Below are 21,933 nucleotides of genomic sequence, written 5' to 3'. Positions count from 1 at the left end.
CACCGCTTCCCTTCTTCCCCTGTGGGAGAAGGTGGCGCACAGCGCCGGATGAGGGGTCTGCGATGGTTGAAAGACCCCCTCCCTGGTAGGGAAGGGGTCCGCGTTTTAGCTTAGACGAAGCGGTTGATCAGGTTTTCGAGATATTCCTGGCGGCCGGATTTGGGCTGCGGGTTGATGCCATCGGCATGGACCTTGGCCGCGATGTCAGCCAGGCTCAGCTTGCCGGCAAGGATGTCCTGCCCGAGGCCATTGTCCCAGCCGGCATAGCGGCCATCGAGCAGCTTGTCATATTCGCCATCCTCGATCAGGGCGACGGCGCCCTTGAGGCCGCGCGCCAGGGTATCGAGACCCAGGATGTGGCCATGCAGCAGGTCTGCGGGGTCCAGCGACTGGCGGCGCACCTTGGCGTCGAAGTTGAAGCCGCCCTTGCCCAGACCACCCTGCTTGAGGATGTAGTAGAAGGCCAAGGCCATTTCGCCCGCATTGTTGGGGAAGTGGTCGGTGTCCCAGCCGGACTGCAGATCGTTGCGGTTGGCGTCGACCGAGCCGAGCTGGCCCAGCGAGGAAGCAACAGCCAGTTCATGCTCGAAGGAGTGACCGGCCAGGAACGCGTGGCCAACCTCGATATTGCACTTCACCTTCTTTTCGAGGCCGTATTTCTGCAGGAACCCAAACACCGTGGCGACGTCGAAGTCGTACTGGTGCTTGCTCGGTTCCTGTGGCTTGGGCTCGATCAGGATCTGGCCGGTAAAGCCGATCTTTTCGGCATGCTCGATGACCAGATGCAGGAAGCGGGCCATCTGGTCCTGTTCCTGGCCGATCTTGGTATTGAGCAAGGTTTCGTAGCCTTCGCGGCCGCCCCAGAGCACATAGTTCTCGCCGCCCAGTTCATTGGTCAGCTCGAGCACGGCCTTCACCTGGCCGGCCGCATAGGCGAAGATTTCCGGATCGGGATTGGTGGCGGCGCCGGCCATGTAGCGGCGGTTGGAGAACAGGTTCGCCGTGCCCCAGAGCAGCTTCTTGCCGGTTTCCTGCATCTTGGATGCAAGGATATCGCCGATGACGCGCAGGTTCTTGTTGCTCTCCTCGAGCGTTGCGCCTTCGGGGGCCACGTCAACGTCGTGGAAGGCGAAGAAGGGCACGTCGATCAGGTTGAAGAATTCAAAGGCCACTTCGGCCTTGAGCTTGGCGCCTTCCAGACCCTTGTCGAACCAGGGGCGGTCGAACGTACGGCCGCCGAACGGGTCGCCGCCTTCCTGCGCAAAGGTGTGCCAATAGGCGATGGCCGGGCGGATATGGTCTTCCATCCGCTTGCCGGCGATCACTTCGTCCTTGTTGTAATGCCGATAGGCCAGCGGGTTCTTGCTGGCAGGGCCTTCATACTTGACCTGGCTCAGACCCTTGAAAAAATCACTCACGAAATTGCCTCCTCGATGGCAGGGTAAAGGGCGCGATAGCGCGCATATTGATCGGAATAGGCGACCGACAGGCTCTTGTCGGGCGCGATGACGGTCTTGATCGGCGGCATGGTCATGATGTCGGCCGGGTTGGCGCCGGTCGCGGCACACAGGCCGAGCCGGGCGGCGCCGAGCGCCCCGCCAAAATCGCCGTCCTCGGGAAGGGCGATTTCCATGTCGAGATTGGTGGCCAGCAGCTTGAGCCAGAGCGCGGATTTACTGCCGCCGCCGACGGCCAGCAGCCGGTCGATTTTCGTGCCAGCATCAGAGAGTACGCGCTGGCAATCGCGCATGGCAAAGGTCACGCCCTCCATGACGGCCTGGGCCAATTGGGCCGGCTCGGTACTCTGGCTGAGGCCAGTGAAGGAGCCGCGTGCCTTGGCATTGTTATGCGGGGTGCGTTCACCCGACAGGTAAGGCAGGAAAATTTCTTCGCCCGGACCCTTGAAGCCTGCTTCGGCGGCGCGGGAAAGATCGGCCTGTTTCTGGCCGCTGATGCGGGCGAGCCAGTTGAGGCTATCGGTGGCCGACAGGATCACCCCCATCTGGTGCCAGGTATCGGGAATGGCGTGGCAGAAGGCGTGTACGGCGCCCTTGGTATTGGGGCGGAACTTATCATTGGAAACGAACAGCACACCCGACGTGCCCAACGAGACAAAGCCCTCGCCGGCCCGGATGGCACCGATGCCGCAGGCGGAAGCGGCATTGTCACCAGCGCCGCCGGCAATGACCACATCGCCCGACATGCCCCAACGGGCGGCCAGCTCACGCTTGAGGCTGACGGCGGGCGCCGAGCCCTCGACCAGTCGCGGCATGTGGGAGCGGTTCAGCCCGGTCACGGCCAGCAGCTCGTCCGACCAATCGCGCCTGGCGACATCGAGCCAGAGCGTGCCGGCCGCGTCGGACATGTCCTCGATATGCTCGCCGCTCAGCAGCAGCCGCACATAGGCCTTGGGCAGCAGCACCTTGGCGATTCTGGCGTAGATGTCCGGCTCGTGCTTGCGCACCCAGGCGATCTTGGGGGCGGTAAAGCCCGGCATGGCGATATTGCCGGCAATCTCACGCAGGCTGGGAAGCGCCGCTTCCATCTCGAGACATTCGGCGGCCGAGCGGCCGTCGTTCCACAGAATGCATGGCCGCAGAACCTCATCATTTTTACCCAGCAAGGTGGCGCCATGCATGTGACCGGAGAGGCCAATGCCGCGCACTTTGGCGAGATCGGCCGGATGACTGGCCTTGAGCTTGTCCACGGCGGCAAGGGTTGCCGTCCACCAGTCGGCCGGGTTCTGTTCGGACCAGCCCGGATGGGGGCGCACGGGCTCGACGGCCGGTGCCGAAGCCTCCCCGATGGGCTTGCCGCTATCGTCGATCAGCAATGCCTTGACGCCGGACGTGCCGATATCGATGCCGAGAAAGGTCATGAGGCACGTACCTCATTGGCGGTCACAAACAACATCTGAACGTCCTCCCGCCCCATTTTGGGGCCACGCCGGTTTGGTGATGGCGTGCTTCTTAGCGCAGATTGTCGCGCAGGAAAATCCCGATTTCAATGGGGGCATTGCCGGAAAGCCCATTGCCGCCCAAAGCCAGGCCCCGCGCCGCCGCAATCGCCTGCCGGATTTCCCCATCCGGATTCTGGTCGAGCACCACGTCAATCGCCCCGCCAACAAGGCCTTGCCGCGTGGCGGCGGTCAATTCATGGGCGATGACGCGGATGGCGCCAGCCTGCCCGGAACTATCCAGCGCCTTGACCAGCCCGGTATTGCCCGCGCCCAGATTGTAGAGCCCGGCAAGATCGGGATGCTCGGCGAGGAGCGCGGCGACGATTGATTCGGTCTGGGAGGCCTCGTCATGCCCTTCCAGCGGCCCCACCACGGCAATGGCGGGAAATTCGGCCGCCAATACCGCATGAAAACCGGCCAGGCGATCAGAGTGATCGCGCAGATGCAGCGATCCGGCGATCAAGGCCACCTTGCCGCCCTGCGGCAGGAACCGGCCCAATAGCGAGGCAGCCGTGCGCCCGGCGGCGACATTGTCGATGCCGATGAAATGGCGGCGCTGCGAACCGGGAAGGTCCGACACCAAAGTGAGCACGGCAATATCGCGGCGGCTGGCGGCGTCGACAGCGGCCAGCACGGCCGGATCTTCGCCCGCCACGATCACGGCGCAATCGCAGGTTTTTGCGTCGAGCCCATCCAGCGCCCGGGCCAGGGCGGCGCCATCCAGCGCCTTGACCCGCAGGATCTGGGTATGCACCCGGTCGGTTAGCGCCGGCGCCGTCCAGCGCTCGATCGCCTCGGCAAGGCTGGCCATGAAGGCATTGGAGCCATCGGGGATGATGAAGGTGACGCCGATATCGCGGGCGCGGGCCAGCAAGGACGCCGACAGATCGCGGTGAAAACCGATCTCGGCAATGGCCGTCTCGACCTTTTCGACGGTGGCGGCGCGCACGCCCGGACGCCCATTGAGCACGCGATCGACCGTGGCCAGCGATACGCCCGCCACCCGCGCCACGTCATGGACGGTGACGCGCCGTCTGCCAGCGATCTCATTCACGGCACTTTCCTTCCCTCATTGCGCGTACACTCGACACCGCCCGAGAAAAGGTCAAGTCCGACATTGCAGGGCGCCGAGAAAGCGCGCTAGACCATAGCGCCAAAACCTGGAGGGGCAGCATGACCATTGCGGTATCGACATTCGGCGAACACGCAGGCAAGCGGGTGGACCAGTTCCGCCTGGTGAGCGATACGGGCGTTGAAGTCGACCTGATCGGCTATGGCGTGGTGGTGCGCGACTGGCGCGTGCCAGTTGCAGGAGCGCCGCGCTCGGTGGTGCTGGGCTTTGACAATTTCGACGCCTATCCCGCCCATAGCCCTCATCTGGGCTCGCTTGCCGGGCGCGTCGCCAACCGCATCAAGAATGCCTCCTTCGATCTTGACGGAAAAACCTACAACCTGCCTGCAAATGCCGGCAACCTGCAGCTGCATGGCGGGACCGAGGGCCTGGGCCGGCAGGTGTGGGACGGGGAAGTGGACGAAGCCAACACTGCCGTGCGCTTCACCCATTTCAGCCCGGATGGCGCCATGGGATATCCCGGCAATGTCAATTTCACCGCAACCTACCGGCTCAAGGGCCATCGCCTGTTGCTGGAGCTGACTGCAACGACCGACCGGGCGACCCCGATCAGCCTCGTGCAACACCAATATTTCAACCTGGGCACATCAGCGGACGTGCTCGACCATACGATCCAGGTCAATTCATCGGCCTATACCCAGCTGGGCGAGGATCTGGCGCCGACCGGCGCCATCCTGCCATCGGCCGGCACGGCATATGACCTGCGCCAGCCGCGCAGCATGCGCGACAGCAATGGCGCGCCGGTTGACTACGATATCGGCATGGTGCTCGACACCGGCCGCAATCATGCCGATCCCATCGCCACCGTGGTCGGACCGGACAAGGCGCTGACGCTCAAGCTCTGGAGCGACCGGCCGGGCGTGCAGGTTTACAATGGCGTATGGACCGACATTCCGGTCCCCGGTCTGGGCGGCAGGCATTATGGCAAACATGCCGGCTTCTGCCTCGAGGACCAGGCCTTTGCCGATGCGGTGCACAATCCGCATTTCCCCAATGTGATCTATTCGCCCGAACGCCCCTACAGCCATTGGTGCGAATTCGAGATCGCCTGACGCCTGTAAACTCTCAACGATCGTCATCACCCGGCCCGTCCGGGTGATCCATTTTCCGCTCACGCTGCGGCATGGATTGCCCGGACAGGCCGGGCAATGACGGCAGGGTTCGTGGGCAGCAAACTGACCGCAGGCAATGGAGCAGGCCGAATCACTGCTGCCACGGCCTGTCAGTACGTGTGACTGAAGTTTTCCTCATGATGTCGCGTTGCTGCGACATGAGGAGAGACAAATGACCCCTTTCACCATCGCTGTTTCCGACGCCGATATCGCCGATCTCAAAGACCGGCTCGGCCGCACCCGATTTCCCCATGCCTTGCCCAATGCCGGCTGGGACGATGGCATAGACGAAAAATTCCTGCGCGATTTCCTCGCCTATTGGGGCACCATCTACGATTGGCGCGCCGCCGAAGCCAGGCTCAATGCCTTCCCCCAATTCACCGAAGTGATCGAAGGTGAGCTGGTGCATTTCGTGCATGTTCGCGGCCGCGGCCAGACCAATGTGCCGCTCCTCCTGGCCAATGGCTGGCCGTCCAATTTCGTCGAATTGCTGCCGCTGGTGCCGCTGCTGACCGAACCGGTGGATGGCGTGGCGTTCGACGTGATCATCCCTTCGCTGCCCGGCTTCGGCTTTTCGGGCAAGCCCAGCCGGCCCGGCATGAACCTGACCCGGGTCGCTCCGCTCTGGGCCGAACTGATGCGCCGCCTCGATTATCCGAAATTTCTCGTATCCGGCTCCGATATGGGGGCCGGCGCGGTAATGGCGCTGGTGCGCGACTTTCCCGACCGGCTGATCGGGGCCCATTACATCAATGTCTATTTCGGCTTTCCCAAGCCGGACGACCTTTCGCCCGAGGAAAAGGCCTATGTCGAGCGCGGCAATTACTGGGCCTTCGCCGAAGGCGCCTATGCCATGGTCCAGGGTACCAAACCCGCAACGCTGGCGGTCGGTCTCAACGATTCCCCGGCCGGGCTCGCCGCCTGGATTCTCGAAAAATACCGGACCTGGTCGGATAATGGCGGCGAGATCAGCAATGCCTTCGAGTTCGAGGACCTCTGCACGATCCTGTCGGTCTATTGGTTCACCCAGACGATCGGCTCGTCTGTCCGGCTCTACAAGGAGGCTTTTGCCGATGCCGAATTGCCCAAAAAGCCGGCCCGGCACGAGGTGCCCCACGCCATTCTCGTGCCGCCCGCCGACAATCCGGCGCCGCGGGCCTGGGGCGAACGCAATCTGTGGAACATCGTGCGCTGGACCGAACTGAGCCAGGGCGGTCATTTCCCGGCGCTCGAAGTGCCCGAGGCGATGGCTCACGACATTCGTGCCTTCCATGGCCAGATCGCGTAATTCCGGCGCCGCGAAGTTCGCTCGGCAGACGCTTGGCTCCGTCCCGGGAATCTGGCATCCAAGACTGCCAGAGGAGAACGAACCATGGACAAGACCGAGCGGCTCTTTGCTGTCATGGATGCGCTGCGGCGCCATCGCCGGCCGGTCACGGCTGCCGCTTTGGCCGAGGAACAGGGCGTTTCCGTGCGCACGCTCTATCGCGATGTGCAGACGCTTATCGGGCTGGGTGCGCCCATCGATGGCGAAGCGGGGGTGGGCTATATGCTGAAACCCGGCTTCTTCCTGCCGCCCCTGATGTTTACGCCTGAAGAGCTCGAGGCCCTGGTGCTCGGCGCCCGCTGGGTGGGGGCGCAGCCCGATGACGGGCTGGGTGCCGCAGCGCAAAATGCCCTGGCCAAGATTGCCACCGCCTCGCCCGAGGATTTACGCGATCGCATCAATGATACGGGCCTGTGGCCGGTGGCGGTGTGGAGCACCAAAACGCCCATGCCGGTTCTGGGCCAGGTACGGCTGGCGATGCGCACCGAAAAAGCGCTGCAGATTGCCTATGCCGACGAAAGCGGGCGGCCCAGCGAACGCGCCATCTGGCCCGTGCAACTGGCCTATTACGAAGGCAAGCAGGTCATCGCCGCCTGGTGCTGCCTGCGCCAGGCCTTCCGCAATTTCCGCACCGACCGCATCGTGTCGCTGCTGATGACCGAAGACCGCTACGGCAAGCGCCGCGCCATGCTGGAACGCGAATGGCGCGAAGTGCTGGCCGCAGAGCGGCGTGGCGAGTGACGCCAACGGGCCTCACCCGTTTCACGTGAATCAGCCGAATAGATCGAGCAGACCCACCAGATCGGCCGGCGCGATACGGCCAATCGCTATGCCGCCCAGCCAAAGCGCGTGCAAACCCACCAGGCACCAGGTGAGCAGGACAAAACCCGGCTTGACCGTTTTGTGCCGAAAGCGGCTCTGCGCCAATAGGCCCCCGATAATGCCGAAACCCAGATCGATGCTGTGCAGCATGGTTTCGGAAATGCGCCATTGATCGGTCTGGGCATAATGCTTGTCGGTAGCGTATAGCCCGAAGGACAGGGCGCCCATCGCAAGATAGCCGACCCCCAGCCAGAGTGGCGCCAGACCCAGCGCCAGATCGCAAAAGAGCAAAGCGAGCAGGCCCGAGGCGAGCCATGGCCGCGGATCGAAACGCTGTGCATTGGCAGCAGGCGGCAGGCCGCGCGAGCGGACGGCCCGGGGCGGGGCGGGATTGGCACCCCGGATTCGGGCATTGAGCGCGCGTGGGCGGCCTTGTGCATCCATGCCAGCGTCGAAATCGAGATGATCGCCTATCAGCGGGCGCGTGGCGATGCGGCCGATGGATCTGATATGCACAAAATAGCGCTCACCCTCGGTGTCGCGGATGAAGCCGAAGCCGCGATCATCGTTCCAATCGATCAATTGTCCGCTTTTGCGCATGCTGTTCCTCCAGCCGGCCAGCATAGCCACAGGCCGGTTAAGCAGGCTTTGCGGGGCTTAAAATAGCCTGAAAAAACCATTGATCGGTAAACGACGATGGATGTAGGCTGGTACTTCCTTCCATTTTTTCATGCCGTTTGCCATGTCCGATACCGCGAAGCGCTTCGTTCAAACCCAATTGGCCCGCACACAGATCGAGATCGGGGGCAGCCGTCCCTGGGACGTGCAGGTGCACAATGAAAGCCTTTATGGGCGCGTGCTCAGCCAGGGCACTTTGGGGCTGGGCGAAAGTTACATGGATGGCTGGTGGGATGCCGAGGCGCTCGACCAGTTCCTGTTCAAGCTGATCCAAGCCAATATCCAGGACAATTTCCCCAAGGACCTGGCGCTGATCGGCAGCGTGCTCAAGGGCAAGCTGCTCAACATGCAGCGCCGGCGCGTCACCGAAGTGGGCGAGAAGCATTACGATATCGGCAACGATCTTTATGCCGCCATGCTCGACAAACGCATGATCTATTCCTGCGGCTATTGGCAGAATGCCAGCGACCTTGACGCAGCGCAGGAAGCCAAGCTCGACCTGATCTGCCGCAAGGTGGGGCTGGAGCCGGGTATGCGCATTCTCGATATCGGCTCGGGCTGGGGCGGTTTTCTGCAATTTGCCGCCGAGCGTTATGGCGTGTCAGGCGTCGGCGTCACCGTCTCCAAGGAACAGGCCGCGCTCGCCAATGAGCGCACGGCGCATTTGCCGGTCGAGACAAAGCTGCTCGATTATCAGGCGCTGGACGGCCAATTCGATCGCATCATCTCGATCGGCATGTTCGAGCATGTCGGCTACAAGAATTACCGCGCCTATTTCGAAAAGGCCGCGCGCCTATTGGTGCCGGATGGGCTGATGCTGCTGCATACCATTGGCGGGCACAGCTCAACCAGCCACGGCGACCCCTGGAGCGAAAAGTATATTTTTCCCAATGGCATGCTGCCCTCCATCGCCCAGATCGGCAAGGCTACAGAGAGTCTGTTCGTGATAGAGGACTGGCACAATTTCGGCGCCGATTACGACACAACGCTGATGGCCTGGCATGAGCGGTTCGTCGCGGCCTGGCCGCAGCTCAAGGATCAGTATGACGAGCGCTTCTACCGGATGTGGCGCTATTATCTCAACGTCTTCGCCGCCCTGTTCCGCGCCCGCAATATCAGCCTCTGGCAAGTGGTGCTGTCGCCGCATGGCGTGCCGGGCGGCTATACGAGCGTACGGTGATTCACGTGGAACATTTATCCACAGGCTCGGGAAACCGCGCCGGGCAGGGCGGCCAACCTAGCCGGACGCGGCCTCGGCGCTGACCATAGCCCGTATCCTGACCGCCTTCTCGAAATGATCGAGCTGATGGGTGCGGATCCACCATTCGGCCGCCTCCATCAGCAGTTCGGGATCGTCATTCCTGTTGGCGAAGAAGGCATAGAAGGACAGTCCGACCTCGGGCCCCTTGGCGGCGATCTTGCGATCGCAAACCGCTATTATGCGCTGCTGCAATATGTGCCTCACGGGTCACGCCAGCCCCATATTGACGCGATAGCTCAACGCTTCGGCGATATGCGGGCGGGCGACGCGATCCATTCCAGCAAGATCGGCCAGGGTGCGGGCGACCTTGAGTACGCGGTGGTAGGCGCGGGCGGACAGGTTGAAGCGTTCGGCGGCTTGCAACAATAGCGCCTGGCTTTCCTTGTCGGGATTGACCAGCTTTTCGATCAGCGTCGGACCAGCCGCGGCATTGGTGAAAATGTCGGGCACGCCATGCTCAAGGAAGCGCTGGCGCTGCCGCTCGCGGGCAGCATGGACGCGCTGGGCAACCACGGTCGAGCTTTCGGCGGCGGCGGCCGGGGCGATCATGTCGGCGGCGGTGACGGCAGGTACGTCGATGCGGATGTCGATGCGATCAAGGAACGGGCCGGAGACGCGGGACTGGTAAGCGCCGGCGCAGGCCGCGCCGCGCTTGCAGGTGTGGCCCGGCGTGCCCGCCATGCCGCATTTGCACGGATTCATTGCGGCGATCAGCTGCACGCGGCTGGGATAATTGACCCGCGCATTGGCGCGGGCGATCACCGTTTCGCCGCTTTCGAGCGGCTGGCGCAGGCTATCGAGCACCTGGGGCGCGAATTCGGGCAATTCGTCGAGAAACAGCACGCCATTATGAGCGAGACTCACTTCGCCCGGCCGCACGCGCAGCCCACCGCCCACCAAAGCGGCCATGGAGGCGGAATGATGCGGCGCACGGAACGGGCGCCGGTCCGAAATAGCGCCACCGGCGAGTTCCCCGGCAATGGACTGGATCATCGAAATATCCAGCAATTCGCGCGGATTGAGCGGCGGCAGGATGGAGGGCAGGCGCGCCGCCAGCATGGATTTGCCGGCGCCGGGCGGGCCGATCATCAGCATATTATGCCCACCGGCCGCCGCTACTTCGAGCGCGCGGCGCGCCACCTGCTGGCCACGCACTTCGCTGAGGTCGGGCAGGGCGCCATTGGGCAGATATTTGCGCGGCTGCGGACGCGCCGCCAATTGATGCCCGGTCAGGTGATTGACCAGTGCCAGCAGACTCTCCGCCGCGATGATATCGATGCCTTCCCCCGCCCAGGCCGCTTCGGGGCCGGAAGGCGCAGGACAGATAATCCCCAGATTACGGCTCTGCGCGGCAATCGCCGCAGGCAGTACCCCACTGACCGGCGCCAATCGGCCATCAAGGCCCAATTCGCCCAGCACCAGAAATCCATCCAGCGCATCTTGCGGAATGGCGCCAATGGCGGCCATCAGGCCCAGCGCAATGGGCAGATCATAATGGCTGCCTTCCTTGGGCAGGTCGGCGGGCGCCAGATTGACGGTAATGCGCTTGGGCGGCAGGCCCAGTCCCGAAGCGATCAGCGCGGCATAGACGCGTTCGCTGGACTCTTTAACCGCCTTGTCGGGCAATCCGACCATGAGAAATTTCGGCACGCCGGGCGCGATCTGCACCTGCACATCGACCGGCACGGCCTCGATGCCCTGAAACGCCACGGTCGCAACGCGGGTGACCATGCCCTTTGACTCCCCTAAACCCATGGGGAGCCTAGCAGGCCTTCTTTTGGCCGACAAGAACGTTTGGCGAACAAAATATGGCTCATTAACCATGCGCGCTGCCACAATGGTTACCCTAATCCTCCATTAACCGCGCCGTGTTGAATCAAAGGCCAGATTTGTTTGTTGCATAGAGTTCCGCCCAATGACCGCCAGCCGGCCATTCTTCTCGTTTTCTGCCATAGCCAAGACCGCACTGGCTGCCGCTATCGTGTTCATTCTGGCTGCCTGTTCGACCGGCGGCGGGCTTTACGGCGCCATTCCGGGCGACAACCGCCCGCATAAGGGGGTCGACCGGGCCCGCACCATGCCCATCCAGGGGATCGATGTGGCGCGCTATCAGGAGAATGTGGATTTCCCGGCCGCTTTTGGCGCTGGTATCCATTTCGTCTTCATGAAGGCGACCGAGGGCAAGGATTATATCGATCCCAATTTCCGGGTGAACTGGGAGCGGGCGCGCCAATCGGGCATGCCGCGCGGCGCCTATCACTTCATGACCTGGTGTTCGCTGGCGTCCGAACAGGCGGCGTGGTTCGTCGCCAATGTGCCCAATGATCCCGACGCGCTGCCGCCGGTGCTGGATCTGGAATGGAACAATCATTCAAGCTGCAAGAACAAGCCGAGCCGGGCCGATGCGCTGGAAAAGATCCGCGTCATGCTGGACGCCATGGAGCGCCATACCGGGAAGCTCCCGATCATCTATACCGACATGAATTTCCACCGCGATATTCTGGAAGGCGAGTATTTCCCCAATGCGTTCTGGCTGCGCTCGACCGCCGCTGAGCCGCATGAGCGCTACCACAACCGCACCTGGACCTTCTGGCAGTGGACCCAGACCGGGGTGGTGCGCGGCGTGCGCGGGGAAGTGGACCGCAATGCCTTTTATGGCAACCAGAATGACTGGCTGACGTTCCTCTCGACGGGCTGCGATCCGCGTGCCATTTCAGCGCTGCTACCGACCGGACGGTGTGGCTATGCCAAATAATTGCGGGCCTTGCCAGCCTTCTGGGGCAGGATTAGCCTCACAATTGTAATTGCGGGCGGGCGCCCGACTAGAGGAGGACCATTGGATGGCCAAAGGACAGATGCGCAGCAACAAGGAAGCCAAGAAACCCAAAAAGGACAAGCTGGCCGCGGCCAAGCCTGTCACGGGGCTGGGCGCCGGCAGCGCCGGCAATGTGGCCAAGAAATAGCCCAGGCTGCTATTGCCAGGATGAAATCTCGAACGGCCGGCGCATGCCGGCCGTTTTCGTTTCATTGCGTAGTGCTGAACGCGGCGGGCGGCGAGGTCTGCGTGGCGGCAATGCCGGCCGCGCCGGTGCCGATAATGGCAAAGATCAGCAAGACGATTGCCGCGGTGATACGCATAAAACCCCTCCGCCCCATTCAAGGTCTTGGCAGATAGGTGCGCCTCGCCATCAGCAGGGTCAACAACCACGTTAAGACTTGATTAACATAGCAATTTTACGCGCATTTTAAGCGCCAAGCAGGCCGCTGGCCTTGACCCCGTCAAAGACGAATTGCACCGCCAAAGCCGCCAGCAGAATGCCGACGACACGCGACACCACGGCCAAGCCCGTGACGCCCAGCAGGCGCTGGATGGGAATGGCGACCAGCAGGGTCAGCCAGGCGAGGAACAGAATCACCACGATGGCGGCGAGTACCGCCCAGAATTCGAGATCGCTTGTCGTGCCGGTGGTGAGCAGGATCACCGCCGAGATGGCGCCGGGACCGGCCAGGAGCGGCATGGCCAGCGGAAAGACGGCAATGTCCTCGCGCTGGCGGGCCTCGACCTCTTCCTCATCGGTGGTCCCGGTGCCGCCCGAATGGCGGGCAAACACCATGTCGATGGCGATCAAAAACAGCAGCAAGCCACCCGCCGTGCGCAAGGCCGGAATGGTAATGCCGAAGACTTCAAGAATGGCGCTGCCCAAAACGCCGAACAGCAGCAGGATAATACCGGCAATGATCACGCCGCGCGTGGCAAAGGCAAAGCGCTGCTTGGCCGTATTATGCTTGGTAAGCGCGGCGAAGATGAACGCTATGTCGGCCACGCCCACAGTGGCGAACAGGGTCGCAAAGGCGACGAAAAATGTCGTAGTGGGCATGGTGCTGGGTCTCGCTATCGCCACCAGCATTAGCGGCTTAAACGGCCGGGGACCAGTCCCGGCGCTCAGGGATCACGCGGCGTCGTTCAACGCCATTTGCACCAAGTAATCCAGCGTCTGGAATGGGCAATCGGCCGCCATGGCAATAACGGCAATGCCAAGCGCGGGGCAACGCACGGCCTTGGCGACAGTGGCGGTCCATTCGCCGCCATGGATGAGCAAGCGATGGTCGCGATGGGTCCGCAGACCCAGACCCCAGCCATAGCGCACCTCGCTCCCATCCACCAACCGGCCAGGCGTTTCGACAATGCCGGCTATGCCCAGGGCATCCTCATTCTGCAGGTGCAGCCACAGCGCAAAGCTTCGCCCGCACGACCAAAGGCCGCCATCGCCCAGGGTCAGCGGTAGGCGCGGCCCCATGACAGCGCGCTGCGGAAAAGCCGCAATGTCACTGGCAAAGCCCATGCCTTCAACACCCAGCGGCGCCAGCAGTTGGGAATCAACGAAAGCAGCAAAGGGCTGGCCCGAGACGCGCTCCACGATCCTGGCGAGCAGGATGTAGCCAATATTCGAATAGGCATAGCCGGTGCCGGGCGGCGCGGAGAGGCCGGGCAGGGCGGCCAGCGCACCGAGCACGAAGTCGTCGGTCCAATCGCCCGGCGCCACTGCTTCAAGTTCACCGGCGGCAGGCAGGCCGGCAAGGTGATGGGCCAGCTGGCGCGCCGTTATTGTTGCGGCCCATTCCGGCAGCTCACCCAGATAGCGCCGCACCGGCTGGTCTGGATCGAAGCGGCCGTCGCGCACCAGCATGGCCGCGGCTGCGCCGGTCAATTGCTTGGCGAGGCTGGCGCCATAAAACCGATCGGACCGCTCCACCGCCCGGCCATCCGGCCAACTGCCGGCGACAATATCCTCGATGACGCCCGATGCCGTGCACCGCGCCACGGCCAGCGGTGTGCCTGTCGGAAAGCACGCCGAATCGACAAGCGATGCCAGCGGGCGCACCGCAAATCAGCTCCGCCGCTTCTCGATCGCGTCCCAGATCATCACCGCAATGTCCGGTCCGCCGAAGCGTTTGATTTCGCGGATGCCGGTGGGGGAGGTGACGTTGATTTCGGTGAGGTAGTCGCCGATGACGTCGATACCCACAAAGATCATTTCTCGCGCCTTTAGAGCGGGGGCAATCGCCGCACAGATTTCCTTCTCACGCTCGGTGAGGGGGGAAAGTTCGGGGCGGCCGCCGACATGCATATTGCTGCGCGCTTCGCCATCGGCGGGGATGCGGTTGAGCCCGGCCACCGGCTCGCCATCCACGATGATGATGCGTTTATCGCCCTTGCGCACATCGGGCAGGTATTTCTGGATCATGAAGGGTTCGCGGTAATTGGCCTCGAACAGTTCGAGCAGGCTGGCCAGATTGTGGTCGCCCTCCTGGATGAAGAACACGCCGGCCCCGCCATTGCCGTAGAGCGGCTTGACGATGATATTGCCATGTTCCTTGCGGAATTCGTGGATCTGGCTGCGGTCGCGCGTCACCAGCGTCGGCGGCATCAGCTCGGGGAAATCGGTGACGAGGATTTTTTCGGGCGCATTGCGCACGGCAGCGGGCGGATTGACCACCAGTGTCTTGGGGTGGATGCGCTCGAGCAGGTGCGTGAGCGTGATATAGTTCATGTCAAAGGGCGGGTCCTGGCGCATCAGCACCACGTCCTGGGTGGAAAGATCGATCCGGCTCGCCTCGCCCAGGGTGAAATGCTCGCCCTTGGGCTTGTCGATGACGGTGATCGGGGCGGCCAGCGCCGAGACGACATTGCCGTGCAGGGCCAGGCTGTCGGGCGTATAATGCAGCAATTGGTGCCCGCGCTCCTGGGCCTCCAGCATCATGGCGAAGGTGGAATCCCCGCGTGGGTTGATACTGGCGACATGGTCCATCTGGACGGCGACTTTGAGCGACATGGAGGGCCCTTTGCTTGGCAGTGAGTGCAATGACATGGCGCGCGACGCGGCCTGACGCAAGAGCTTTTGGCCCAGTGATTTTTCTCGAGTCGCCAGCGTCACAATGGCGGCGCATAGTGAGTGGGCTATTCATGCGCTGGAGGGCATCATGAAGATTGCAGCATTCAATGTGGAGAATCTGTTCGACCGGCCCAAGGCCTTTAACCTGCAAGACCAGGCCAAGGGCGCCGCGATTACCGATGCGGTAGCCGAAATCAATGTGCTGATCGGCAAGGATGTCTATTCGGATGCCGACAAGAAGCGGATGCTGGCGCTGATCAAGCAGCTCAAGCTCACCTCGCCCCGCCCACCCTTCGCCATTTTCCGCAAGATTCGCGGCAGTTTCTGGAAGCGGCCCAAGACCGGTCCAATGGTTATCACAGCCAAGGGGCGCGCCGATTGGGTGGGCTGGGTGGAATTGCGCACCGAGCCCAATAATGCGGTCGCGGTGATGAATACCGGACGGGTGATCATGGAGGCCGCAGCCGATATTCTGGCGGTGATCGAGGCGGAAGATCGGGTGGCGCTCAAGCAGTTTTCCGAACAGGTGCTGCTCAAGCTGGGCGGCGATCCCTATGACGAGATCATGCTGATCGATGGCAATGACGAGCGCGGCATCGATGTCGGGCTGATGCTCACCAATGGCTATTCGGTGGGTCTGATGCGCAGCCACATCGCCGATATGCGGGAAAATGGCGAGCGCATCTATTCGCGCGATTGCCCGGAATATCAGGTGATTGCGCCAAGCGGGGAAACCATCTGGATCCTGCCCAATCACTTCAAATCCAAATTCGGCGGCAATGACGAGAATTCGATCGCCAAGCGGCGCGACCAGGCCAGGCGCACCGCCGAGATCTATGAGGGATTGCGCGCCGAGGGGCACGACAAGATCGTCGTCCTGGGCGATCTCAATGACACGCCCGAATCCGAACCGCTGCAGCGCCTGCTGGCCGATACGGACCTGATGGAGGTCAGCGAGCACCCCAATTTTTCCACCGGGGCGTTTGCCGGCAAGGGCACCTATGGGCTGGGCAATGACAGCAACAAGATCGACTATCTGTTGCTGTCCCCGGCGCTGTTTGCCCGGGTCACCGCGGCCGGCATTTTCCGCAAGGGCGCCTGGCCGGGTTCGCGGCCCAAGCGCTGGGAAGTGTTTCCCGAGCTGGACAAGGACATCCACGCCGCCAGCGATCACCACCTTATCTGGGTGGAACTTTCCGACCTGCCCTAGGACCAATCACCATTCAGGTTGCCAGGATTTTGCAGGTTGCCAGGATTTTGCTGAGGCGTTTCAGCTATCGCCCCCTCTCCCTTTGGGGGAGAGGGTGGGGTGAGGGGGCCTTTTCTTGGTACTGAGTTAAAGGAAGGCCCCCTCACCCGGCCCAAGCGGGCCGACCTCTCCCCCAAGGGAGAGGTGAAGTGGCCTAGCCGCCGAAGGCGTTGTGCAAATGGCGCGGCCATGTGCGCGGCGCGAGAAAGATCACGTCGAAGCGCAGGTTGGTATGGGCCTTGGCAGGGTGACGCGATAGCCAATATTCCGCCGCCCGCACGATGCGCGACTGATTGACCGCAGCGAGCGCCTCGGCATGGGCGCTGGCCCTGGTGCGCGCCTTGACCTCGACAAAGACGGTGGTGCCGAAGCGCTCGGCGATGAGATCGATTTCCCCGACCGGGGTTTTGTAGCGGGTCTCGACAATGCGATAGAGCTTGAGGCGCAGGAAAAACGCAGCCAGCGCCTCGCCCCGGTGGCCGCCCAGATGGGCCGCAATGCGGGCCTTACTTTTCGGCTTTGAGGGCGAGGGCTGCATCATAGACTTCCTTGCGCTTGAGCCCATATTTTTTGGTCACTTCGTCCACCGCTGCCCGCAGGGGGTGCTTAGCCATTTCTGCGACGAGATCGGCCTGCCAATCGGCGGCGTCGGGAGCCGAGGCTTCGGCAGCGCCGGCGACGACGATGACAGCTTCGCCCTTGGTTTCGGTGTCGGCGAATTCAGCGGCCAGAGCAGGCAGCGTGCCGCGGTGGACGCGCTCGAAGCGCTTGGTCAGCTCCAGCGCCACGGCGGCCTGCCGCTCGCCAAAGATTTCGGCCATGGCAGCGAGCGTGTCATCGAGCCGGCGGGGGCTTTCGTAAAACACCAAAGTTTCACGTGAATCCTTGAGCGCCGTAATGGCATTGGCGCGGGCGCCGGCCTTGTTCGGCAAAAAGCCATGAAAGGCAAAGGCATCAGTAGGCAGGCCCGCCACCACCAGCGCCGAGAGCAGGGCCGAGGCGCCGGGAATGGGAAAGACCGGCAGATTGGCTTCGGCCAGAGCGCGGATCAGCGGGAAGCCGGGATCGGACAGGAGCGGCGTGCCGGCGTCGGAAATCAGCGCGATGGCCTGGCCGGAAGCGACGCGGGCGACGATGTCGTCGGCCTTGGCGCGCTCATTGTGTTCATGCAGCGCCACCCGGCGGCCCTTGATGCCATAGTGATCGAGCAGGCGCGCGGACATGCGGGTATCCTCGCATAGCACGACGGACGCAGCGGCGAGGGTTTCCAGCGCCCTAATGGTGATATCGCGCAGATTGCCGATCGGCGTCGCTACCACATAAAGGCCGGGGGCGAGGGGCGGGGCAACGAAGGCGGTGCCGGCGATGAAATAGCCGGAGGAGGGTTCGGTCATGGCTTTGCCTTGTCGCACGTCATTGACGCCGGGTTAACGATATCGGCGCAAGATGTTAACCGATTGCTATCAATTCGAGGGCATGGGGTGGGCGTTGTCAAACCATCCACGCGGCGAATCCGGCTGGCGCTGCTGAGTGCGGCGCTGCTCGCCGTATCTTCCTGCACCCCTGGCGAATACCAGATCGGTTCGCGCACCTTCAGCTTTCCCTTTGGCGGTTCGAGCCCGCAGCAGCAGGGCCAGCCCATCCCGATGCAGCAGGGTGGCATGATGCCCGTGCCAGTGGCGGCAGGGCCATCGGAGAGTTTCGGTCGCGGTCCGGTCAAGGTGGCCTTGCTGCTGCCGCTGAGCGGGGATCCTGGCACGGCCTCAGTCGGCATGGCGCTGGCCAATGCCAGCAAGCTGGCCATCAGCTTCATCGAAGCCAATCCCAATATTGCCGAGAATATCACCATCACGCTGCGCGACACCGGCACCAGCATCGAGGGGGCGGCCAGCGCTGCGAGCGCTGCCGTGACCGATGGGGCCAAGCTGATCCTGGGGCCATTGCGGGCCGATCAGGTGACGGCGGCAGGCGCCGTGGCGCGTTCGGCCGGACTGCCGCTGATCGGGTTTTCCAACAATCCCAATGCGGCCAGCCCCGGCGTATACCTCTTGAGCGTCTTGCCCGATGCCGAGATGAAGCGCTCGCTCGCCTATGTGCGGACGCAGGGCAAGCGCGGCATTGCCGGGATTTTTCCCAATACCGAGTTCGGGCAGGCGCAACAAGCCGCGTTCCGGCAACAGGCGGCGGTGGCGGGCTATCAGCCGCAGGCGGTTTATGGCTTTTCCAGCGCCGGGGAAGTGCCGCAGGTCATCAGCCAGGCGCTGCCGCTGATCCAGAGCGGGGTGATCGATACGCTCTTTTTGCCCGACCGGGCGAGTGCACCAAGCTTTGCCGCGGCCTTGCAGCAAGCCGGAGTGGCGCCAGGCCGAGTGCTGCTGGTCGGCTCGGCCGATTGGCAGGGCGACCTGGCGATCTTGCAATCGCCGTCATTGAGCGGGGCGGTCTATCCCAGCGTCGATGATGGCGGGCTCAATGCCATCCGCGGTGACTACCAGGCCCGCTTCGGCACCCAGCCGCATCCGCTAGCGACCATCGCCTATACGGCAACGATCCTCGCCAATGTGAACACGCTGTCCATGGCCAACCCGCCCTATAATCCGAGCCTGATGCTGGCGGCGTCGGGCTTCAACGGGCGGGATGGGATATTCCGGTTCCTGGGCAATGGGCGCAGCGAATATGGGCTGGTGATCAAGAAGCTGGCACCGGGCGGGGCGGTGACGGTGGATGGCGTGAAGCTCTGAACTCTTCCCCTCTCCCTCGAGGGGAGGGGGAAGAAGCCTAAGCCGCCAGATCCGCCACCACGGCATCCAGCACTGGCCAGCCACGGTCCGTTACACGGATATTGCCATTGGGCAGGGTCTCGACGAACCCATAGCCCTTCAGATCATCAATCTGGCGCTGGTTGATCTTGCGGCCGGAAATCGCGGTGAAACGAGACGGCGAAATGCCTTCCTTGAGCCGCAGGCCCATGACGAGGAATTCGTCGCCCTGTTCTTCCCAGGTCAGCACGTCATCCACCACCATGCCGTGGCCGGCCGCATTGACCTTTTTCTGCCAGTCGAAGGGCATTTTTTCGGCGGCGGTGGCGTGGCGCTGGTTGTTGATCATCAGGCGGCCATGCGCGCCAGGGCCGATGCCGGCATATTCGCCATAGCGCCAATAGAGCATATTGTGCTGGCTTTCCTGGCCGGGGCGGGCGTGGTTGGAAATCTCGTAGGCGGGCAGGCCGGCCGCAGCGGTCAGTTCCTGGGTCAGCTCGTAGAAATCGGCCGACAGGTCCTCGTCGGGCATTTTGAGCTTGCCGGCCTTGTGCAGGTCGAAATAGCGCGTGCCCTGCTCGATGGTGAGCTGGTAGAGGCTGATATGGCCCCGCGCCATCCAGAGGGCTTCCTTGAGCTCGTCTTCCCAATCTTCGAGCGTCTGGTGCGGACGGGCATAGATCAGATCGAAGCTGGAGCGCTCGAACACCGATTGGGCGATGCGCACCGCCGTAATCGCTTCGTCCACACTGTGGCGGCGGCCCAGTTCGGCCAGCGGCTTGTCGCGCAGCGATTGCACACCCAGCGAGACGCGGTTGACGCCCGCGGTGCGGAACCCCTTGAAGCGATCGACTTCGACGCTGGTCGGATTGGCTTCGAGCGTGATCTCGGCATTTCGCTCGACGGTCCAGTGCCTGGCAATGGCGTCGATGATCTTGCCGGTGGCCCAGGGGCTCATCAGCGAGGGCGTGCCGCCGCCGAAAAACACCGATTGCACGACCCTGCCGGGCGCCAGCTGGGCGGCATGGGCAATCTCGCGCTCATAGGCGGCGACATAGCCTTCCTCGTCAAAGGGGCCGCGATGGACGTGGGAATTGAAGTCGCAATAGGGGCATTTGGACGCGCAGAACGGCCAATGCACATAGACGCCGAACAGGTCATTGCTGGATTGCGGCATTCCCTGCTCCCAATAATGGCTGCCACATGATGCGGTCAGTCCCTGGCAATCTGGTCCTCGACGAATTTCGAAAAGGCACGGGCGCGGTGGCTCAGACCCTGCTCGCCGGGCGCCCAGCTATGCTTGGCTTCGGCGGCCATCTGGCCAAAGGTGATGTCATAGCCGGCGGGCATGAAAACCGGATCGAAGCCATGGCCCCGATCGCCACGCGGCGGCCAGACAATGGTGCCATCGACCCGGCCCTCGAACAGCACGTCGCGGCCATCGGGATGGGCGAGGCAGAGCGTGGCCATGAAATGGGCCTGGCGCTGATTGGGCGAGGTGGCATTGGCGGCCTGCAGCGCATCTTCGACGCGCTTCATGCCATGCATGAAGTCCTTGTTCGGCCCGGCCCAATTGGCGGTATAGACGCCCGGATCGCCGCCCAGCGCATCAACGCAGAGGCCCGAATCATCCGATAGCGCCAGCATGCCGGATGCCTGGGCAGCCGCATGGGCCTTGATGCGGGCATTTTCGGCAAAGCTGGTGCCGGTTTCCTCGGGCTCGGGCAGGTCAAGCTCGGCGGCCGAGACGATTTCGAGGCCGAAGGGCTCGAACAATTCCTGGAATTCGACCAGCTTGCCCTTGTTGTGGGAGGCCAAAACCAGGCGGTCGCCTTCGCGCAGGCGGGGAATGGCGGTCATCGTGTCGCTCCCTTGGCTTTGCGCGCGCTGGCCGATTGATCGAGCGCCCGGCTCACATCGTGCCAGAGCGCGCAATTCTCGCCCGGCACGGAGCGAGGCGGTTCGTTCTTGGGGGCGGGCTGGTTGCGGGTGAGCTTTTTGAGAATCCAGCCGATCATGAGGCAAACGCGCCCTGTTGCAGCAGGGTCAATTCGCCAATGCCCTGTTCGGCCAGCGCCATCAGCGCATCGAGCTCGTCGCGGCTGAAGGGGACCTGTTCGGCCGTGCCCTGGATTTCAACGAACTTGCCCGAGCCGGTCATGACGAAATTGGCGTCGGTATGGGCTTCGACATCTTCGAGATAGTCCAGATCCAGCACCGGGGCGCCGCGATAGATGCCGCAGGACACCGCGGCGACCGAGTCGCGCAGGGCCACGCCCTTGGTCAGCTTGCGCTCGTCCATCCAGGCGATGGCGTCGCGCAGCGCTATATAAGCGCCGGTGATCGAAGCAGTGCGGGTGCCGCCATCGGCCTCGAGCACGTCGCAATCCACGGTGATCTGGTTTTCACCCAGCAATTGCAGGTCGACCACGGCGCGCAAGGACCGCCCGATCAGCCGCTGGATTTCCTGGGTGCGGCCGGACTGCTTGCCGGCGGTCGCCTCGCGGCGGGTGCGGCTGCCGGTCGCGCGGGGCAGCATGCCATATTCGGCGGTGACCCAGCCCTGGCCCTTGCCGCGCAGCCAGCTCGGGATGCTGGTTTCCACCGATGCCGTCACCAGCACCTTGGTATTGCCGAAGCTGACGAGGCACGAGCCTTCCGCCTTCTGGGCGACGCCGCGCTCGATTTTTACGGCGCGCATCTGGTTGGGCTCACGTCCGGAAGGCCGCATGGGCAAATC

General features: G+C 63.1%; 23 protein-coding genes. 8 read left to right on the top strand and 15 right to left on the bottom strand.

What is annotated here, in order from left to right:
- Positions 1-110 precede the first annotated feature (110 nt).
- The 3 genes from xylA to FF80_RS08315 all read right to left on the bottom strand — a co-directional run bounded on the left by xylA (position 111) and on the right by FF80_RS08315 (position 4,013).
- A complete protein-coding gene (gene xylA / locus FF80_RS08325) occupies positions 111-1,418 on the bottom strand; it encodes a xylose isomerase (protein WP_035099202.1) in 1,308 nt (435 codons plus the stop codon).
- Positions 1,415-2,878, bottom strand: a complete 1,464-nt coding sequence (gene xylB, locus FF80_RS08320) for a xylulokinase (protein ID WP_035099201.1) — start codon at positions 2,876-2,878, stop codon at positions 1,415-1,417. The genes xylA and xylB overlap by 4 nt, the downstream gene beginning before the upstream one ends.
- A 91-nt stretch (positions 2,879-2,969) precedes the next feature.
- A complete protein-coding gene (locus FF80_RS08315) occupies positions 2,970-4,013 on the bottom strand; it encodes a LacI family DNA-binding transcriptional regulator (protein WP_035099200.1) in 1,044 nt (347 codons plus the stop codon).
- A gap of 119 nt (positions 4,014-4,132) precedes the next feature.
- On the opposite strand from FF80_RS08315, the gene FF80_RS08310 reads away from it, so the two are divergent.
- The 3 genes from FF80_RS08310 (at position 4,133) to FF80_RS08300 (ending at position 7,271) form a co-directional block, all read left to right on the top strand.
- Entirely contained in the window at positions 4,133-5,143 is a 1,011-nt protein-coding gene (locus FF80_RS08310) for an aldose epimerase family protein (protein WP_052153315.1), read from the top strand.
- Between the two features lie 232 nt (positions 5,144-5,375).
- On the top strand, positions 5,376-6,491 hold the full coding sequence (locus FF80_RS08305; protein WP_035099199.1) for an epoxide hydrolase family protein: 1,116 nt from the start codon (positions 5,376-5,378) through the stop codon (positions 6,489-6,491).
- Between the two features lie 84 nt (positions 6,492-6,575).
- The gene (locus FF80_RS08300; RefSeq protein WP_035099198.1) at positions 6,576-7,271 is read left to right on the top strand and encodes a YafY family protein; all 696 of its coding nucleotides are present in this window, start codon (positions 6,576-6,578) and stop codon (positions 7,269-7,271) included.
- Positions 7,272-7,301: 30 nt separating this feature from the next.
- Here FF80_RS08300 and FF80_RS08295 read toward each other — a convergent pair whose 3' ends face one another.
- Complete coding sequence (locus tag FF80_RS08295; protein WP_052153314.1) at positions 7,302-7,952, bottom strand: DUF1294 domain-containing protein; 651 nt, start codon at positions 7,950-7,952, stop codon at positions 7,302-7,304.
- Positions 7,953-8,094: 142 nt separating this feature from the next.
- Here FF80_RS08295 and cfa point away from each other — a divergent pair, with 142 nt between their 5' ends.
- On the top strand, positions 8,095-9,210 hold the full coding sequence (cfa, locus tag FF80_RS08290) for a cyclopropane fatty acyl phospholipid synthase (RefSeq protein ID WP_035099453.1): 1,116 nt from the start codon (positions 8,095-8,097) through the stop codon (positions 9,208-9,210).
- Positions 9,211-9,267: 57 nt separating this feature from the next.
- Here cfa and FF80_RS08285 read toward each other — a convergent pair whose 3' ends face one another.
- The gene (locus FF80_RS08285; RefSeq protein WP_035099197.1) at positions 9,268-9,495 is read right to left on the bottom strand and encodes a DUF6500 family protein; all 228 of its coding nucleotides are present in this window, start codon (positions 9,493-9,495) and stop codon (positions 9,268-9,270) included.
- A gap of 3 nt (positions 9,496-9,498) precedes the next feature.
- Positions 9,499-11,022: a YifB family Mg chelatase-like AAA ATPase gene (locus tag FF80_RS08280; protein ID WP_035099196.1), complete on the bottom strand. Its 1,524-nt coding sequence runs from the start codon at positions 11,020-11,022 to the stop codon at positions 9,499-9,501.
- Between the two features lie 184 nt (positions 11,023-11,206).
- Here FF80_RS08280 and FF80_RS08275 point away from each other — a divergent pair, with 184 nt between their 5' ends.
- Together FF80_RS08275 and FF80_RS22320 are read left to right on the top strand one after the other, a co-directional pair.
- Complete coding sequence (locus tag FF80_RS08275; RefSeq protein ID WP_035099195.1) at positions 11,207-12,046, top strand: GH25 family lysozyme; 840 nt, start codon at positions 11,207-11,209, stop codon at positions 12,044-12,046.
- Positions 12,047-12,131: 85 nt separating this feature from the next.
- Positions 12,132-12,254: a hypothetical protein gene (locus tag FF80_RS22320; protein ID WP_280113893.1), complete on the top strand. Its 123-nt coding sequence runs from the start codon at positions 12,132-12,134 to the stop codon at positions 12,252-12,254.
- A gap of 282 nt (positions 12,255-12,536) precedes the next feature.
- Here FF80_RS22320 and FF80_RS08270 read toward each other — a convergent pair whose 3' ends face one another.
- From FF80_RS08270 to gshB, 3 genes are all read right to left on the bottom strand, one after another.
- Positions 12,537-13,169 (bottom strand): MarC family protein, encoded by a 633-nt coding sequence (locus FF80_RS08270; protein WP_035099193.1) that lies wholly within the window; start codon positions 13,167-13,169, stop codon positions 12,537-12,539.
- 72 nt (positions 13,170-13,241) lie between these two features.
- A complete protein-coding gene (locus FF80_RS20920; protein ID WP_052153313.1) occupies positions 13,242-14,174 on the bottom strand; it encodes a serine hydrolase domain-containing protein in 933 nt (310 codons plus the stop codon).
- 6 nt (positions 14,175-14,180) lie between these two features.
- A complete protein-coding gene (gene gshB / locus FF80_RS08260; RefSeq protein WP_035099192.1) occupies positions 14,181-15,125 on the bottom strand; it encodes a glutathione synthase in 945 nt (314 codons plus the stop codon).
- Positions 15,126-15,273: 148 nt separating this feature from the next.
- On the opposite strand from gshB, the gene FF80_RS08255 reads away from it, so the two are divergent.
- Positions 15,274-16,395, top strand: coding sequence for an endonuclease/exonuclease/phosphatase family protein (locus FF80_RS08255; RefSeq protein ID WP_035099191.1), 1,122 nt, complete (start codon positions 15,274-15,276; stop codon positions 16,393-16,395).
- A 193-nt stretch (positions 16,396-16,588) separates the two neighbouring features.
- Here the strand turns inward: FF80_RS08255 and FF80_RS08250 are convergent, their stop codons facing one another.
- Positions 16,589-16,975, bottom strand: a complete 387-nt coding sequence (locus tag FF80_RS08250) for a YraN family protein (RefSeq protein ID WP_035099189.1) — start codon at positions 16,973-16,975, stop codon at positions 16,589-16,591.
- Positions 16,941-17,828: a 16S rRNA (cytidine(1402)-2'-O)-methyltransferase gene (gene rsmI, locus FF80_RS08245; protein WP_035099188.1), complete on the bottom strand. Its 888-nt coding sequence runs from the start codon at positions 17,826-17,828 to the stop codon at positions 16,941-16,943. The genes FF80_RS08250 and rsmI overlap by 35 nt, the downstream gene beginning before the upstream one ends.
- A gap of 87 nt (positions 17,829-17,915) precedes the next feature.
- Between rsmI and FF80_RS08240 the strand changes: the two genes are divergently transcribed.
- Positions 17,916-19,175 (top strand): penicillin-binding protein activator, encoded by a 1,260-nt coding sequence (locus FF80_RS08240; RefSeq protein WP_035099187.1) that lies wholly within the window; start codon positions 17,916-17,918, stop codon positions 19,173-19,175.
- Positions 19,176-19,212: 37 nt separating this feature from the next.
- On the opposite strand, the gene hemW is transcribed toward FF80_RS08240, so the two are convergent.
- The 4 genes from hemW to rph are packed head-to-tail and all read right to left on the bottom strand — an operon-like array spanning position 19,213 to position 21,924.
- A complete protein-coding gene (gene hemW / locus FF80_RS08235; RefSeq protein ID WP_035099186.1) occupies positions 19,213-20,370 on the bottom strand; it encodes a radical SAM family heme chaperone HemW in 1,158 nt (385 codons plus the stop codon).
- 35 nt (positions 20,371-20,405) lie between these two features.
- Positions 20,406-21,053, bottom strand: a complete 648-nt coding sequence (gene rdgB / locus FF80_RS08230; protein ID WP_052153312.1) for an RdgB/HAM1 family non-canonical purine NTP pyrophosphatase — start codon at positions 21,051-21,053, stop codon at positions 20,406-20,408.
- Positions 21,050-21,211 carry a hypothetical protein gene (locus FF80_RS21855; RefSeq protein WP_160172814.1) on the bottom strand — a complete coding sequence of 54 codons (162 nt, stop codon included), beginning with the start codon at positions 21,209-21,211 and terminating at the stop codon, positions 21,050-21,052. The genes rdgB and FF80_RS21855 overlap by 4 nt, the downstream gene beginning before the upstream one ends.
- The gene (gene rph / locus FF80_RS08225) at positions 21,208-21,924 is read right to left on the bottom strand and encodes a ribonuclease PH (protein ID WP_035099184.1); all 717 of its coding nucleotides are present in this window, start codon (positions 21,922-21,924) and stop codon (positions 21,208-21,210) included. The genes FF80_RS21855 and rph overlap by 4 nt, the downstream gene beginning before the upstream one ends.
- Between the last annotated feature and the right edge of the window lie 9 nt (positions 21,925-21,933).

It is taken from the genome of Devosia sp. LC5 (genome assembly GCF_000735585.1).
Lineage (GTDB): Bacteria > Pseudomonadota > Alphaproteobacteria > Rhizobiales > Devosiaceae > Devosia.
This window is presented reverse-complemented; position numbering and strand designations above follow the sequence as displayed.